The 14,840-nt window shown below is 63.3% G+C and carries 15 protein-coding genes; 6 read left to right on the forward strand and 9 right to left on the reverse strand.

Annotated elements, in window-relative coordinates; all coding sequences use genetic code 11:
• Window positions 1-88: 88 nt before the first annotated feature.
• From NKI50_RS08580 to NKI50_RS08615, 8 genes are all read right to left on the reverse strand, one after another.
• Window positions 89-418, reverse strand: coding sequence for a DUF2934 domain-containing protein (locus NKI50_RS08580; protein ID WP_023722375.1), 330 nt, complete (start codon window positions 416-418; stop codon window positions 89-91).
• A gap of 149 nt (window positions 419-567) precedes the next feature.
• Complete coding sequence (locus NKI50_RS08585) at window positions 568-1,197, reverse strand: BA14K family protein (protein WP_023722374.1); 630 nt, start codon at window positions 1,195-1,197, stop codon at window positions 568-570.
• A gap of 174 nt (window positions 1,198-1,371) precedes the next feature.
• Window positions 1,372-2,133 carry an ABC transporter ATP-binding protein gene (locus tag NKI50_RS08590; protein ID WP_023722373.1) on the reverse strand — a complete coding sequence of 254 codons (762 nt, stop codon included), beginning with the start codon at window positions 2,131-2,133 and terminating at the stop codon, window positions 1,372-1,374.
• Between the two features lie 32 nt (window positions 2,134-2,165).
• A complete protein-coding gene (locus tag NKI50_RS08595; RefSeq protein WP_023722372.1) occupies window positions 2,166-3,164 on the reverse strand; it encodes an ABC transporter substrate-binding protein in 999 nt (332 codons plus the stop codon).
• Window positions 3,165-3,224: 60 nt separating this feature from the next.
• Window positions 3,225-4,073 (reverse strand): ABC transporter permease, encoded by an 849-nt coding sequence (locus NKI50_RS08600; RefSeq protein WP_023722371.1) that lies wholly within the window; start codon window positions 4,071-4,073, stop codon window positions 3,225-3,227.
• 40 nt (window positions 4,074-4,113) lie between these two features.
• Complete coding sequence (locus tag NKI50_RS08605) at window positions 4,114-5,478, reverse strand: LLM class flavin-dependent oxidoreductase (protein ID WP_352716205.1); 1,365 nt, start codon at window positions 5,476-5,478, stop codon at window positions 4,114-4,116.
• 52 nt (window positions 5,479-5,530) lie between these two features.
• Window positions 5,531-6,088, reverse strand: a complete 558-nt coding sequence (gene msuE / locus NKI50_RS08610; protein ID WP_352640992.1) for an FMN reductase — start codon at window positions 6,086-6,088, stop codon at window positions 5,531-5,533.
• A gap of 722 nt (window positions 6,089-6,810) precedes the next feature.
• Complete coding sequence (locus NKI50_RS08615; protein WP_352640990.1) at window positions 6,811-8,100, reverse strand: Nramp family divalent metal transporter; 1,290 nt, start codon at window positions 8,098-8,100, stop codon at window positions 6,811-6,813.
• A gap of 235 nt (window positions 8,101-8,335) precedes the next feature.
• On the opposite strand from NKI50_RS08615, the gene NKI50_RS08620 reads away from it, so the two are divergent.
• Both NKI50_RS08620 and NKI50_RS08625 read left to right on the forward strand, forming a co-directional pair.
• Entirely contained in the window at window positions 8,336-8,641 is a 306-nt protein-coding gene (locus NKI50_RS08620; RefSeq protein WP_352640988.1) for a hypothetical protein, read from the forward strand.
• 324 nt (window positions 8,642-8,965) lie between these two features.
• Entirely contained in the window at window positions 8,966-11,221 is a 2,256-nt protein-coding gene (locus tag NKI50_RS08625; RefSeq protein ID WP_352481681.1) for an alpha/beta fold hydrolase, read from the forward strand.
• 120 nt (window positions 11,222-11,341) lie between these two features.
• On the opposite strand, the gene NKI50_RS08630 is transcribed toward NKI50_RS08625, so the two are convergent.
• The gene (locus tag NKI50_RS08630; RefSeq protein ID WP_031195088.1) at window positions 11,342-12,196 is read right to left on the reverse strand and encodes an aldo/keto reductase; all 855 of its coding nucleotides are present in this window, start codon (window positions 12,194-12,196) and stop codon (window positions 11,342-11,344) included.
• Between the two features lie 229 nt (window positions 12,197-12,425).
• On the opposite strand from NKI50_RS08630, the gene NKI50_RS08635 reads away from it, so the two are divergent.
• The 4 genes from NKI50_RS08635 (at window position 12,426) to NKI50_RS08650 (ending at window position 14,804) form a co-directional block, all read left to right on the forward strand.
• A complete protein-coding gene (locus NKI50_RS08635) occupies window positions 12,426-13,061 on the forward strand; it encodes an ankyrin repeat domain-containing protein (protein ID WP_352640986.1) in 636 nt (211 codons plus the stop codon).
• 146 nt (window positions 13,062-13,207) lie between these two features.
• Window positions 13,208-13,597, forward strand: a complete 390-nt coding sequence (locus NKI50_RS08640; protein ID WP_352640984.1) for an ArsR/SmtB family transcription factor — start codon at window positions 13,208-13,210, stop codon at window positions 13,595-13,597.
• Window positions 13,594-14,127 carry an SRPBCC family protein gene (locus tag NKI50_RS08645; protein WP_352592691.1) on the forward strand — a complete coding sequence of 178 codons (534 nt, stop codon included), beginning with the start codon at window positions 13,594-13,596 and terminating at the stop codon, window positions 14,125-14,127. The genes NKI50_RS08640 and NKI50_RS08645 overlap by 4 nt, the downstream gene beginning before the upstream one ends.
• Window positions 14,128-14,228: 101 nt before the next feature.
• Window positions 14,229-14,804 (forward strand): dihydrofolate reductase family protein, encoded by a 576-nt coding sequence (locus NKI50_RS08650; protein ID WP_352716212.1) that lies wholly within the window; start codon window positions 14,229-14,231, stop codon window positions 14,802-14,804.
• Window positions 14,805-14,840 lie beyond the last annotated feature (36 nt).

Below are 14,840 nucleotides of genomic sequence, written 5' to 3' on the forward strand. Positions count from 1 at the left end.
TCCCGAGATTGCGGCGCTTGCCGGTCTTTTCGTCCTTCTTGCGCGAATAGAGGCGGTATTTTCCGTCTTTGAGTTTTCTGATCATCTGTCACTCCCCGAGCCGCTGCTTCCCCTTGAGGTTGCGCGCGGCTTGTTCGATCGCCGCCCGGTCGTTGCCCAGCCTGTCGATCAGCTCCTGTGCCTGTTCGCCCGATATGCCGGTGCGCACCGCCAGGGCCTCCACCGTCAAGACGTCGGAACTCGCGAACTCGCGGGTTTCCGGCAGGGCATCGCCTGCCGTCAGCGGCAGGGCTGCCTCCCTGTCGATCTCGGCCTCAGCCCGGTGCCAGTGCCGCTCGGGATCGCCATGGATCCCGCCTTCGCGTTCCCAGATCTGGTATGCGCGCTCACGAATCTTGTCGTCCCGCTCGTCGCCCATCTTAATTCCTCCTTTGCCTGTCGGATGAACGCCGCGCCGATCCGAACGATCCAAAAAAATTTGCGTGATCGTTGGTTAGCCGCTCGAGGGTGGGATCGCACAAGACACCATGCCCTTCGGTCCGCTAGCCCGCCATCCGGCGCGCCAGCCTACTCGCACTGCCGACGTGGCCCGCCGGAATACGGTTGATAGCTGTTGTCCTCCGGCCGGTACGAGCGGTAGCGGCTGAAGCAGTATTGGACGTGGTCGGATGAGAACTCGGCGCCGCCGGGTTCATCCGGTGGCGGGTAGCCCTCCACTGACGACGTATCGCTCGCCTCGACGTAGCTGCCGTCATCGGCGGCGTCGAGATAGGGCGATATGCAGGGGCGCTGTTGGCCGCTGTAGGATGTGTAGCGGTTGTCGCCTGGCCTGTAGGAGCGGTAGCGGCTGGCGCACCATTCGACATGGGCGGCGGGCAGCGTCTGCTGCTCTTCCACCGCCGGCTTGATGGAGCCGGTGGTGTCGGGTGTCGAAGCTGCGGCGGTGTCGGCGGGTTTCGAGCTGCGATCAACTTCCGAGGTGCGAACGGGAACCGGGCGGGCCGGGAGGCGCTCGAGGCGCTGCGAGGCCGGGTTTACCGGGCGCGGATCCTTGGCCCACAGTTCGGCGACGCTGGAGACCGGGGCGGGCGGCCGCACCGGCTTGGCTATCAATAGCCAGGTGGCGAATGCGAGGCCGCTGGCGAATACGGCGAGCGTCAGGACGAAGCCGCCAAAGATTGCGAACAAAGCTTTCATGCCGCGCTCCTTCGCCTCCCGGTTAAGGAAATGCGGGGGCGGGGAATCCGGTTCCAGGAAAGAGCGCGGGGGGAGAGGATTTCAAAAAAGGAAGACCCCTCTCCGTCTCGGCATCGCCGAGCCACCTCTCCCCGCTTTGCGGGGCGAGGAACCCAAGATCGCGTAGGGGGCCTTTCAGTGCAGGCCGAATTCGCGCAGCAGTTCTTCGCGGTAGCGTACGAAGCGGCTTTCGCTGCGCTCGCGCGGGCGGGGCAGGTCGATGTCGATCAGCCGCGCCGCGCCGCCTTTCTCCTTGGGCAGGATCAGCACCCTGTCGGCCAGGTAGATCGCTTCCTCGAGGTCGTGCGTCACCATCACCATGGTGACGTTCTCCTCGCTCCAAATGCGCGCCAGTTCCTCCTGCATGCCGATCTTGGTCATCGCGTCAAGCGCGCCCAGCGGCTCGTCGAGCAGCAGGATTTCGGGCTGCACGGTCAAGGCGCGGGCGATGCCGACGCGCTGCGCCATGCCGCCCGACAGCTGCCTCGGGAAAGCATCGCCGAATTCGGCGAGGCCGACGAGCGCGATATAGAAGCGCGCCCGTTCCTCGGCCTCGGCCTTCGGCACGCCGCGCACTTCGAGGCCGAAGGCGACATTGCCGAGCACGGTCAGCCAGGGCAGCAGGCGCGGTTCCTGGAAGATCACCGCGCGCTCGGCGCCGACGCCGTGCACCGGCTTGCCGTCGATGGCGACGCCGCCGCTGTCGGCGGCCTCCAGCCCGGCAAGAATGCGCAGCAGCGTGGTCTTGCCAGATCCGCTGGCGCCGACGATGACCAGGCATTCGCCCGAGCGGATGTCGAGGTTGAGGGTCCTCAGCACGGCAAGCGAGCGCCCGCCGATGCTGAACGATTTGGACAGGTCGCGTATGCTGACCTCACCGCCGCTTGTGCTGCTCATCGCGCTCGTCTCCCAGCTGCCGGTTGGCCTTGTCAGTTGGTCTTGGTTTCGCCGGGCCGGTAGAGGATGTCTGTTGCCTTCAGCTTACCCTTTGGCAGGCGACCGTCGCGCTCGAGCACGCTGACCCAGAAGTCGATGTCGCGGTCCGTCGCCTTGGCCCCCTGGCGCAGCCCGAAGCCGGTCCAGTAGCGCGCCAGCTCGCCGTTTTCGCCGCGCTTGTCGAGGATTGTCGCGAGCACCTTGCGCGCTTCGTCGGGGTTCTGCAGCGACCAGTCGGAGGCGCGCGCCGATTGCTCGACGAAATTGCGGGCGGCGTCGGGATGCGCGGCGATGAAGTCGCGCCTGAGCACGACGAAGCCGCCGGCCAGTTCGCCCAGCACGTCGGTGTCGTTGAACACGCCACGCACGCCGCCATTGTCGACCAGCGCGCCGGCAAAGGTCGCCTGCCAGTAGCCGAGCGCCGCGATGTCGACCTGGCGGGAGCGCAAGGTCTGTTCGAGTTGCGGTCCGGGCACGACGACGAGATTGGCGGCGTCCGGCGACAGGCCGACGCTGTGCAGCGCCTCGCGCACGGTGTAGTCGAGATGGGCGCCGAGCGTGTTGACGGCGATTGTCTTGCCGGCAATGTCGGCGATCGATTTGATCGGGCTGTCGTCGAGCACGTAGAAGACGCTTCGCACCTTGCCGTTGATGCCGTTGCTCGGATAGGCGGCGACGAAGTCGTTGCCGCCGGAGATCGAATTGATCACGGCGGCGGTTGCGGCCGAGCCGATATCGACGCTCCCGGAGGCCAGCGCAAACAGCGATTCCGGGCCGCCGCCGGAATAGCCGACATTCTCGACCTCGATACCGAGGCCTTTGAAATAGCCGAGCTCGCCGGCAAGCTCATGCGGAGAGATGCTGCCGCGGCTGGCGAGGGAGCGGAACTTGACGGGTGCCGCTTCGGCAAAGGCGAGGCGCGGCAGGCCGGCGGCGAGAAGGCCGGCGGCAAAGGGCGCGCCGGCAAGCAGGGAACGGCGAGTGATTTTCATGGTCCGGTCTTCCTTGGTTCTGGCCTGGCTTGGCCTGGTTGGGAGATGGCGAAGGGGTGGTCAGTCGACGGCATTGCTCCAGCGGCAGAGCCGCCGCTGCAGGCTGACCAGCGCCTGGTTGGCGATCAGGCCGAGGCCGGCGAGGATGACGATTGCCGCAAACATCAGCGGGATCTGGAAATTGTACTGCGCGTTCATCACCTGGAAGCCGATGCCCTTATTGGCGCCGATCATTTCGGAGGCGATCAACAGCAGCAGCGCCGTGGTGGCGCTGAGCCTCAGCCCAACGAAGATCGAGGGCACGGCACCGGGCAGCACGACGCGGCGGAAGACGGTGAGCTGCCTGGCGCCATAGACGCGGGCCATCTCCAGCAGTTTCGGATCGACCTGCTTGACGCCGCCGATGGTGTTGAGCAGCAGCGGGAACAGCGTCGCCCAGAAGATGACGAACACCTTGGAGGCTTCGCCGAGCCCAAGCAGCAGGATGAATACGGGATAGAGCGCCAGCGCCGAGGTCTGGCGGAAGACCTGCAGGATGGGATCGAGCGCGGTCTCGACCGCGCGCACCTGGCCCATGAACAGGCCAAGCGGGATGGCGACCAGCACGGCGGCCGCGAAGGCGAGACCGGCGCGCTGCAGGCTGATGGCGATGTCACCGAGCAGAGTGCCGCCGGCCAACCCCTTCCAAAGTGCCGCGACAATCATGTCGATCGGCGGCAGCACGGCCGTGTTGACCCACCCGGCGCTGCTCGACACTTGCCAGATTGCGAGGAAAGCGATGAGGGCGCCGTAGCGCGACAGGAAGCGGATGCCTGCCCGGCCGCCGAGGCGCAGGAAGTCCGTGCCCAGGCTTGTCGTGCCGTCACGCGTGCCGAGGCTGGCGGCCTGTTCGATGTGCTGCAAGGTCATCGTCTTGCCTCTCGCTTCGAGGGTAGTGGGCTTCTCGGGATTATTCGGCGGCCAGCACGGCCGAGCGGGCGGCGGTCCACGGGTTTTCAGGCCGCCTGAGGCCGAGGTTCTCGCGCAGCGTCCTGCCTTCATAGGCGGTGCGGAACAGGCCGCGGCGCTGCAGTTCGGGGATCACCAGCTCGACGAAGTCGTCGAGCCCGCCGGGCAGCCAGGGCGGCAGGATGTTGAAGCCGTCGGCGGCTTCGTTGCCGAACCATTCCTCCAACTGGTCGGCGACCTGCACTGCGCTGCCGATGACGGTGTAATGGCCGCGGGCCGTCGCCACCCATTGGTAGAGCTGGCGGATGGTGAAGTTGTGCTCGTCGGCAATCTGGCGGATCAGCGCCTGGCGGCTCTTCATGCCTTCGGTTTCCTTGCTCGGCGGCAGCGGGCCGTCGAGCGGATAGCCCCTGATGTCGAGCGTCTGGCCTGCCAGCCCGTTGAGCAGGGCGACGCCGTCTTCGGGCAGGATGAGATCGTTCAGCTGCTGGTATTTGGCGCGCGCTTCTTCTTCGGTACGGCCGACGAAGGGTGCTACGCCGGGCATGATCAGCACCTGCTCGGGATCGCGGCCGACGGCCGCCACGCGGGCCTTGATGTCGCGGTAGAATTCCTGCGCCGACGCCAGGTTCTGATGGGCGGTGAAGATGACTTCCGCCGAGTGGGCGGCGAGCTTGCGGCCGTCCTCCGATTGCCCCGCCTGCACCACCACCGGGTGCCCCTGCACAGGGCGCGGCACGTTGAGCGGACCCTTGACGCTGAAATGCGCGCCCTTGTGGTCGATGTCGTGGAGCTTGTCCTTGTCGTAGAAGCGCCCCGATTTCTTGTCGCGGATGAAGGCATCGTCCTCCCAGCTGTCCCACAGCGCCTTGACCGTCTCGACATGCTCATGCGCGCGGGTATAGCGCTCGGCGTGGGCAGGCTGGGTATCACGATTGAAATTGCGCGCGGTTTCGTCGCCGGCCGAGGTGACGACGTTCCAGCCGGCGCGGCCATTCGACAGATGATCGAGCGAGGCGAATTTGCGGGCGAGCGTGTAGGGCTCCTCGTAGGTGGTCGAGGCGGTGGCGATGAAGCCGAGATGCGTGGTGAGCGGCGCCAGCGCTGCAAACAGCGTCACTGGCTCGAAGCCGGCGATCTTGGCATTGCCGCCTTCGCGGGCGCCGAGCCCGACCGTCAGATTGTCGGCGAGGAAATAGGCGTCGAACAGGCCGCGCTCGGCGGCCAGGGCAAGCTGCTTGTGGAACTCGAAATTGGTGGCACCGTCGGCCGGCGCCTCGGGGTGACGCCAGGCGGCGATATGCTGTCCGCCGCCGGGCAGGAAAGCGCCCAGTTTGATCTGCCTGGATTTCTTGGATCTGGTCATCGCGGCGTGCTCCTGGATTGGTCGGGGAGGGGATCTCGGGTCAGTAGTGCGTTCAGGCGGCAAGGCCGACGCGATAGGGCACTCCGGTTACCCGGCATGCCTCGGCGACCGCCTGCCGGGCGCGGGCATGGATCGCGTCCGACACCAGCACGCCATTGGCAAAGTCCTTGTCGGAGGCGTAGATCGCGGTCGGCACGGTCAGCGCCTCGAAGAAGCCGAACAGCGGCCGCAGCTGGTACTCGACGATCAGCGAATGGCGCTCGCCGCCGCCGGTCGCGGCGAGGATGACGGGCTTGCCCCTCAGCGATGACGGATCGAGCAGGTCGAAGAAATGCTTGAAAAGCCCGGTATAGCTGCCTTTGAAAGTCGGCGAGCCGGCCACCAGGATGTCGGCGCCTAGCAGCCGTTCGACGATGTTGCGCGCCGCCGGGTCGAGGTCGCCGAGGCGCCTCGCCTGCGGCAGGGACGCGCCGAGATCCTCGATGTCGAAGACGGCCGAGGCCGCGCCAATGCTTTCGGCGGCCTGTCCGACAATGTGGCTGACGAACGCCTTGGTCTTCGATGGCCGGGTCAAATTGCCCGACAGCCCCACCACGAGCTTTTTCGACATTCCTAGCTCCCTCTCAAGCGCTCCACTTCAAGCGATCTATGTTAAGTCTAGAGAGTTTGTAGAATTAAAAGAGCGAGAAAATTTCAAAAGCAGGACGGTGAGCGAACTGAGTTTGCGGCACATCGCCGGCAATTGGTTCATTCAACGCGCCGTACCGCGCTGAAAGATCGCTGCAGCGCCTGCAGCCGCGATAGCGCAGCGCGTCGGACAGAGCGCATGAACAGCTGGCCGGACATATCAGGCAAGTCGCCCTCGGGCGCTCCGGCGCGACGTCGGGGAACCATGTCCTGATGCCACGATCCTGGATGGCCTAGCGGCCCTCGGAGAGGACGCGGCGCGGGCACAGGCCAAGGTGCTGGCGTGGGGTCCGCGGCATGTGGCGAGTCAGGCCAATTTGATTCAAATCCGGCTGTGGATATTTGCTTTTGGGTAAATCGAGGCGGTCATCTTGCCGGCCGGCGGGCAACAGGGAGAAGCCTATGACAAGCGACTTTGCCGCCGCACACCTCCACCTCGAACGAGCCTGCCATTATTTGAGCGGCGAGGACGAGACGAGCCGCACGGCTCGTGCGGCTCTGGATCTCCTGATCGATGCAATTGTCGCGGCGCAATACAAGCGGCCCACGGGCGACGTTGTGGAATTTCCAAGACCGGCAAAGCTGGGACAATCCGCAAGCGGGAACGGGTAATCCAACCGGCGGCGTCGCTTTGCTTCCGCCGGATCACATGAACCAGGTTGCCACCAGGCCGATCGTCGCCGAGAAAATGGCGGAGGTCGTTGCCCAACCGAGTATGTTGGTGCTGCGGCTGTTCACCTGGTCGCCCATGATCCTGCGGTTGTTCGTCATCAGCATGATGAGCAGCAGCAAGGGCGGTGTCGAGAAGCCTTGAACGATGCCGGACCAGACCAGTGCCTTCATCGGATTGAAGCCGAGAAAGTTCAGGCCAGCGGCGATCGCGGTAAAAAATCCGATGGCGAGATAAAATTTGGGCGCCTCTCGAGCCCGGGCGTGCAGGCTGTTTTTCCAGCCGATGGCTTGCGCCACATCATAGGCAGCGCCGGTGGTCATGACAGGAACCGCGAGGAAACCGACGCCAATCACGCCTGCGGCGAACAGAACGCTTGCGGCCTGGCCGGCGAGCGGCCGCAGCGCCTCCGCCGCCTGCGCGGCCGTGTCGATATCGTGGTGGCCCGCCTTGTAGAGCGTAGCACCCGTCGACAGGATGATGAAATACATGATGAGATTTGAAAACATCATGCCGATGAGGATGTCCCGGCGAGAGCGACGGAGTTCGCTGTCGGTGGCGCCCTTCCTTTCCCTGAGCGTTGTCCGCCCCTGGGCAATCTCCTCCTCGACCTCCTCATTGGACTGCCACGTGTAGAGATAGGCGGACAGCGTCGTGCCGATGATGGCGACCAGGATCGACAGGAACTCACGGTTGAATTCGATCCTGGGGAGCGTCCCGCGCAGCACCGCCGCGGCGTCCGGCTTGGCCAGAATGGCGGCACCGACATAGGCGAGCAGCGCCAGCGCCAGCCAGCGAAAGATGTTGCGGATCAAAGTATAGGAGCCGAAGACCTGGAGGGCGAAGATGAGGGCGGCGACGAACAGCACGATCAGCGGAATGGGAAGCGGCACGAATATGTTGATCGCCGCGGCCATTCCACCGAGATCCGCCGCTGCCTCGATGGTGTTGCCGACGAGCACACCCAAGAGCACCGACCAGAGCAGCCACCGCGGGTAGAAGTCCTTGATGACGTGGAACAATCCGCGCCCGGATACCTGACCGAGCTTCGACGACAGGTAGACGACCGCGTACATCATCGGCAACGTCACCGGAGCCGTCCAAAGCAGGTCGGGTCCGAAACGGGCGCCGGCGCTGGCATAGGTGCCTATTGCGGAACAATCGTCGTCGGCCGCCCCTGTTATCAGGCCGAGGCCGAGCGCGCGGCCTATGCCGCCTTTACCCTCCTCCGGTGGGGTGGAACGATCGGAACCGGCCTGCCTCATTGCGATCGGACCGGGTGGGGAACGAAAGGCGCGGCCTGCCATGCAACAATGCTAAGGATCGGTCGGGGCGCTGGTCTCATTTTGCTTCCTTCAACAACTTGCCCAAACCCGGCGTGCCATGACTTGTTCCGCAACGACGGGGCAGGGTTTTGCCCCAGGCAAAAAAGTTCGGGTTGACCGCTTCCGAACGCGAAGCGACTATCCGGGCGAGGCGAAGATCGCAGGAGGAAGTGCAATGGACGAGCCCGATCAGTGGCGCCAAATGTCGAGCGCGCCAAGGGACGGCAGCAGAATCCTTGTCACAGTTCGGCCTTCCGAACAGGGGCCGGCCGAGGTCGACATGGCCTACTGGGCCCGCGCCGATCAGTTCGGCAGCGAAGGCTGGCGCGCTTCCGATTCGTCTCCAGGACGCATCGTCGAATATGCCGAACCCGAACTGAAGTGCTGGATGCCGCTGCCGTCGGCCAATCTCAGCAAGGGATCGATGCCGAGCCCGTGGGAAGGCGAAGATGTGCCGCTGGTGGATGGCTCGGGGATATGAAAGGGCCGAATGCCCAGGACCTCTAAGAGCCGATATCCACGGCTACCCGCATTCGCCAAAAGTGCGCGCAAGCTGACCGCGGCGGCCCGGAAATCGAACCCCTGGATCATTGACGCCCGGCGGGCCCGCTGGTTCTCAAGATAGCGCGCGAGCGCAATGTCGTGGCGCAGTGGCCCGCCGCGCGGCTGCGGGTCCTGCCTTGAATCATCATGCCAGATGGGCCATTCCGTCGGGGGTAGCACAGCGTCCTCCTGAGATACCAGTCTCCCGACACTTGTCTTCCCTGCGTCGTGAGAAACGCGGTGGAGCCAGCGTGAAGGATTCGTGAAAAACACCAGGCCGGGCGAAATGACGGTTGAAATAGAGGCAAGTACAGGAAAGGATCGCAAAGAAGCTGTGGCTGTGGCGGATCCGATGGCGCACCCTCATCTCTGTCTGTTAGGCGGCTTTGACTTTGCCGGAGGAGCGGTGGCCCCGGTTTTCAGCCGCAAGGCTCGCGCCATGCTGGCTTATCTCGCCCTGCAATCCGGACACTCCCAATCGCGCGAGAAGCTCGCCGCGCTTTTGTGGGGCGGCAACAGCCAAACCCAGGCCCGAATGAACCTTCGACAGGCCCTATCCGCCATAAGGAAAGGAATGGGCGCATCCGATGGCGAAAGGTTTCTGAGCGACGGCGACAGCATTACGCTCAATCTCGACGATCTTGATTTCGACGTCGCGCGGTTCGAGTCGCTGGCCGCCGGCTCCGACCCGGAGCAACTCGAGCAAGCGCTCGTCGTCTATCGTGGCGACCTCCTGGACGGGTTCGGCCTGAAGGAGGAGCCGTTCGAAGATTGGCTCAGAGTGGAGCGCGAGCGATTGAGGGCAATCGCAACCATCGTGCTGGAGAAGCTCGTCGCGCACTATTCGGCAACGAATGATCTTCCATCATGCCTGCGGGCGGCGGTGCGCCTGCTGGCTTTGGAGCCCTTACGGGAGGATATCCACCGAGCCCTGATGCGGACCTATGCCGCCCAGGGCCGCTTTAACCTCGCGCTGAAACAGTATGAGCGCTGCCGTGATGTGCTGCAACTGCAGCTCCGCTTGCAGCCCGAGCCGGAGACCCGGCAACTCTATGATGACCTGCGGACGCGCCGCGTGACGCCGCAAGCCGCTACCCGGATAGCCGCCTCGGTGTCGCCTTCCCAGACACCGCCAACGTCGGCAGCCCGAACAGGTGAGCGGCCGGCGTCCCGGGCCGAGCCGATGCGCCCCGCGACCCACTATGTCAAATCGGCCGGAATCAACATCGCCTATCAGGTAACCGGCGACGGGCCGGTCGACCTGATCTATGTGCCTGGGTGGGTCTCCAATCTCGACCTTGCCTGGTCATCGCCGCGGCTGGCGCATATGCTCCAGCGTCTCGGTTCCTTTGCCCGCCTGATCCGTATGGACAAGCGAGGCACCGGACTGTCCGATCGCAATGTTGGTTTGCCAACGCTGGAAGAGCGGATGGAAGACATGCGAGCGGTGTTGGATGCGGTCGGATCAAAGCGAACGGTTCTGTTCGGCAGCTCCGAAGGGGGGCCTATGTGCATGCTTTTCGCGGCGACCTATCCCGAACGAACAGCGGCTGTCGTGCTCAACGGAACCTATGCCAGCGGCCGATGGTCGCCGGATTATCCATGGGCAAGGACAAGCGAGCAGGTAGAAGAAGATCTGACCGCCGTCGAGAGACAGTGGGGGGAGCCGGCGGACATGAGCAACGCCGCGCCCAGCCTGATGAACGACAGTTTCGAGAGAGAATGGTTCGCCGCCTATCTTAGGAATTCAGCCTCGCCTGCCGACGCGGTCGCGCTCTGGCGCTGGGGCACTGAAATCGATGTTCGCGCCCTTCTCCCAACCGTTCACGTCCCGACACTGATCGTGCAGACGGCGGGCGACCGCTGGGTAAAACCGGAAGAGGGGCGCTACCTGGCAACGCATATCGAAGGCGCCAGATACATTGAGCTTGCCGGCCGTGATCACGTAATCTGGGGGGAGAATTCCGATCGTTTGGTCGACGAGATCCAGGCTTTTGTCACCGGCTCGCTGCCGGCAACGTCGAGCGAGCGCGTGCTTGTGACGGTGCTGCACATGGAAATCGTCGGGTTGCCGCCGGCTCCCGTCAACGCTAGCGACCGGGCGCGGCGCGATCTGATGCAGCGACACGACGACGAGATACGCAACGAATTGCATCTTGCTAACGGTCAGGAAATCAGCCGCACCGGAAACGGGTTTCTCGCGGTATTTCTGCGACCAACGCGGGCGATCCAATGTGCAATCGCGGTCCGTCGTCGAATGAAGAGGTTAGACCTTCAGGTTCGCGCGGCAGTCCATATTGGCGAATGCGAAAGGCGCGGAGACGACTTCACCGGTGTTGCAATTCAACTGGCATCACATCTGCTCGACGTTGCCGGACCGGGCGAGATCATCGCGTCGCGCACGGTTCGTGATCTCGTGGCCGGTTCCGGCCTGGCTTTTGAAGAGCATGGCGAGATGGAGCTTGCAGGTGTTCCCGGCAGCCTGCAGCTTTTTTCCGTCAGTGAACCGGCTGCCTGAGGTCCCGCTGGGTTGGGATATGAGCCGGAGAGTTCAATAGGCCGGCGGGACAGCGCCCCCCTCTGTCCTGCCGGACATCTCCCCCACCAGGGGGGAGATCGGCAGCTTCACTGTCGGCCCTCAGAACAGGAATGCGGCCGTAGCGGGGTTCGGGCCGGAGCGGCCGTCGGGCGAATCCATGCCCCGAATGAGCTCGAGGTCCTTCGCTTCCAGCTCGAAATCGAAGACATCGAAATTGGCGGCGATGCGGTCCTGGTGGATCGACTTTGGAATAACGATCAGCCCTTCCTGAAGATGCCACCTGACGATCGTCTGCGCCAGCGACTTGCCGTGTTTCCTGGCAATGCTTTCAAGCGTCGGATCGTTCAACAGCCGGCCGCTGCCCAGCGGGCTCCAGCTTTCGATGCGGATGTTGTGCCTGTCATGAAATTCGCGTTTGTCACGCTGCTGGAAGCGGGGGTGGAGCTCGATCTGGTTGACGGTCGGCGTGACACCGGTCTCGCCGATGATCCGTTCGAGATGGTCCTGGTTGAAGTTCGAAACGCCGATCGACTTGATCCGGCCTGATTGCCTGAGTTCGACCAGCGTCTTCCAGGCTTCGACATATCTGTCCTGGCTGGGCACCGGCCAGTGGATCAGGAACAGGTCGATCTGCTCGATGCCGAGCTTGCTCATCGTCTCGTCGAAGGCGCGCAAGGCGGCGTCGCGCTGATGCGCGCCGTTGCGCAGTTTCGAGGTGATGAACAACTCGCTTCTCGGCACGCCGGCCGAGCGGATTGCCTGCCCGACACCTTCCTCGTTCTGATAGCCTTCGGCGGTGTCGATCAGTCTGTAGCCGGCCTCGATTCCCCAGCGCACTACCTTGGCGGTGATGGCTGGATCGACCTGCCACACGCCGAGGCCGATTTGCGGAATGGCGGAGCCGTCGTTCAATCTGATCTGTTCAGGTCTATTCAGGGTAATCTGTTCAGGCATGTTCAGGTCCTTCTGCATCGTTCCGCCCGGCGCAGGCTCTATCTAGTCCGGATGGCCGGCAAAGCCAGTCGATATCAGGAGAATGTGAGGAGACGGACGTGAAGCGCTGATCTCGATGTCCGTTCGGGCCGACAGCGTTCCAGCTTTTGACCCATTGGACTCGAGTACAGGAGCCGCCACTATTGCCGATAATGTGGTATTCTGCCGACTATCCGAGGAGGCGACTGCGTTGACCAACAGCTTGGAAGCCGAAGGGGCCAGAGACTGGTCTCACCTGCTGATCGCGGCAGAAAAAGGCGATGCGGAGGCGGTTCGATCGGAATTGGCGGCTAGCGCCGATATCAATCAGTCGGACGACGGCGGCTGGTCTGCACTTCACCTTTCAGCCCTCAATGACCGCACAGCTGTGGTGGAGGCGCTGATCGAAGACCCGGAAATCGACGTGAATTCCAGAAACAAGTGGAAGAGCACGCCCTTGAGTCTTGCGTCGGCCAAGGGACATTACGCGTGTATCTCAGTCCTCGTGAGACACCCCCAAATAGAGATCAACGCGCGAGCTGACTACTACGGCAGAACGGCTCTTATCGAGGCGGCGAAGAACGGGCATCTGGAAGTCGTCAAGTTGCTCGTGCAGAATGGCGCGGAAGTAAATCTGACCGACAAGACGGGGAGAAACAACGCGCTCATCGAGGCGATCAAAGGGCGGCACTACGAGATCGCGGAATACCTGCTGGATTCTGGGAAGGTGAGCTTTATCAACAAGGAGATGAGGCTGAACGCCCTGATCTGGGCTGGCAGCTGCCACAACCCTCAGCTTATCGAAAAGCTGGAAACCGCGATCCACACTTTCTTCGACGGCAAGTAAGAGCCTGCGCTCCACTGCTCCCGAGCGCGCGTCCGCATCCCCTGTCACCTCGACGTCCTCGTGAGCGCAAACGGCCCGCAGCGCTTCACATAAATTATTCAACCAAACGGTTGACTATCTCAAAACGCGCGTCTATATTCAACTAAATGGTTGAATTAGAGACATCTCAGATGGACGCGGTTTTTCACGCCCTTGGCGACGCCACCCGCCGGCACATGCTTCGCGATCTCGCCGATGGCGAGAAAACGGTAAGCCAGCTGGCGGAACCCTTCGTGATGTCGCTTGCGGCCGCCTCCAAGCACATCAAGGCGCTGGAGAACGCAGGGCTTATTCGTCGAGAGGTGAGGGGCCGCACGCATCTGTGCCGACTAGCCCCTGGACCGCTGGCCAGCGCACATCAGTGGCTCGGCTTCTACGAGCGCTTCTGGACCGGTCGTCTCGATGTTCTCGAACGCCTTCTTCGCGAAGAGGACGCACGCAAAGCCCAGGATGAGCCCAGGAAATCGCCCAATCCGAAAGAAGGAGACGAGCAATGAACCAGATGAGAACCATCGGCGCCTATGGCGAGCTGACCGAGCCCGCCACGTTCACCATCCAGCGCCTTTTGCCCGGCCCCATCGAGCGCGTCTGGGCCTATCTCACCGAGAGTGACTTGCGACGGCAATGGATGGCCGCAGGCCAAATGGAAATGAAGGCCGGCAGCTCGTTCGAGTTCGTCTGGCGCAACGACGAGCTGACCGACCCGCCTGGCCAGCGCCCCGCGGGTTTCCCCGAAGAGCATCGGATGGAGGGCCGGATCACCGAACTCGATCCGCCGCGCAAGCTTTCGATCACCTGGGGAAACACCGGCGGCGTCTCCTTCTTGCTGGAGGCGAAGGGTAGCGATGTGCTGCTCACCGTCGTCCATCGGCGGCTGCCGGAACGTGCAATCCAGCTCAACATCACTGCCGGCTGGCACATACACCTCGACCTGCTGGCCGCCCGTCTGGCGGGCAAGACACCGACCTCGTTCTGGGACGGCTGGAGCCGCCTGCGGGAAGAATACGACCGCCGCTTGCCGGCCTGATGTAACTCGCGGCGGCCATCCCTGAGGTCGCCGCCAGCCATACGAAGCAACGATGAACCGATGAAACGTGCTTGCATCCCGCAAGCCTGATGGAGGAAGTCATGCGTAAATTGATCACTGGAATGAAAATTTCCGTGGACGGCAAGATGGAGGGACCCGAGGGATACGCCGATTGGGTCGATGCGTGGTCCGAGGAATACGGCCTGACGCCGCAAATCGATGCCTGCCTCCTTGGCAGCGTCATGTATGCTGGTTACGAGCGCTACTGGAGCGCCATCCAGAACGAGCCCGACAAGCCGCTGCCGATGACCGGCAAATTGCCGAAGCCGGCCGAGCTCGAATGGGCCCGCTTCGCCGCCCAGACCCCGCATTATGTGCTGTCGAACACAATGACTTCGGCGGCCTGGCCAAAGACGCGCTTCGTGCGGAATTTTGAGGACATCGCTGCCCTCAAGCAGCAGCCGGGCAAGGATATCTACCTTATGGGCGGCGCCCAAATTACCGCGAGCCTTATCGATGCCGGGCTGGTCGATGAACGCAGGCTGATCGTCTATCCCCTGCTCGCCGGTGAAGGAAAGGCGCTGTTTGGGACGGCGAAAAATCGTCGTGGGCTCGAACTGCGCAAGGTCGAGCAGCTGTCGGACGGCCGCGTCGGGCTGGTCTATGGGATTGGCTAAAGCCGTCGCGCTCGATCGGCCTCATGCGACGTGCTT

This window comes from Mesorhizobium sp. M0563 (assembly GCF_040321065.1).
GTDB lineage: Bacteria > Pseudomonadota > Alphaproteobacteria > Rhizobiales > Rhizobiaceae > Mesorhizobium.

Bases quoted from the DNA above. Each gene is read 5' to 3' on its own strand.
- NKI50_RS08605 (WP_352716205.1), bottom strand. From the start codon at position 5,478: ATGACCAGATCCAAGAAATCCAGGCAGATCAAACTGGGCGCTTTCCTG.
- NKI50_RS08615 (WP_352640990.1), bottom strand. From the start codon at position 8,100: ATGAGGCAGGCCGGTTCCGATCGTTCCACCCCACCGGAGGAGGGTAAA.
- msuE (WP_352640992.1), bottom strand. From the start codon at position 6,088: ATGTCGAAAAAGCTCGTGGTGGGGCTGTCGGGCAATTTGACCCGGCCA.
- NKI50_RS08630 (WP_031195088.1), bottom strand. From the start codon at position 12,196: ATGCCTGAACAGATTACCCTGAATAGACCTGAACAGATCAGATTGAAC.
- NKI50_RS08650 (WP_352716212.1), top strand. From the start codon at position 14,229: ATGCGTAAATTGATCACTGGAATGAAAATTTCCGTGGACGGCAAGATG.
- NKI50_RS08600 (WP_023722371.1), bottom strand. From the start codon at position 4,073: ATGACCTTGCAGCACATCGAACAGGCCGCCAGCCTCGGCACGCGTGAC.
- NKI50_RS08580 (WP_023722375.1), bottom strand. From the start codon at position 418: ATGGGCGACGAGCGGGACGACAAGATTCGTGAGCGCGCATACCAGATC.
- NKI50_RS08595 (WP_023722372.1), bottom strand. From the start codon at position 3,164: ATGAAAATCACTCGCCGTTCCCTGCTTGCCGGCGCGCCCTTTGCCGCC.
- NKI50_RS08640 (WP_352640984.1), top strand. From the start codon at position 13,208: ATGGTTGAATTAGAGACATCTCAGATGGACGCGGTTTTTCACGCCCTT.
- NKI50_RS08620 (WP_352640988.1), top strand. From the start codon at position 8,336: ATGGACGAGCCCGATCAGTGGCGCCAAATGTCGAGCGCGCCAAGGGAC.
- NKI50_RS08585 (WP_023722374.1), bottom strand. From the start codon at position 1,197: ATGAAAGCTTTGTTCGCAATCTTTGGCGGCTTCGTCCTGACGCTCGCC.
- NKI50_RS08645 (WP_352592691.1), top strand. From the start codon at position 13,594: ATGAACCAGATGAGAACCATCGGCGCCTATGGCGAGCTGACCGAGCCC.
- NKI50_RS08590 (WP_023722373.1), bottom strand. From the start codon at position 2,133: ATGAGCAGCACAAGCGGCGGTGAGGTCAGCATACGCGACCTGTCCAAA.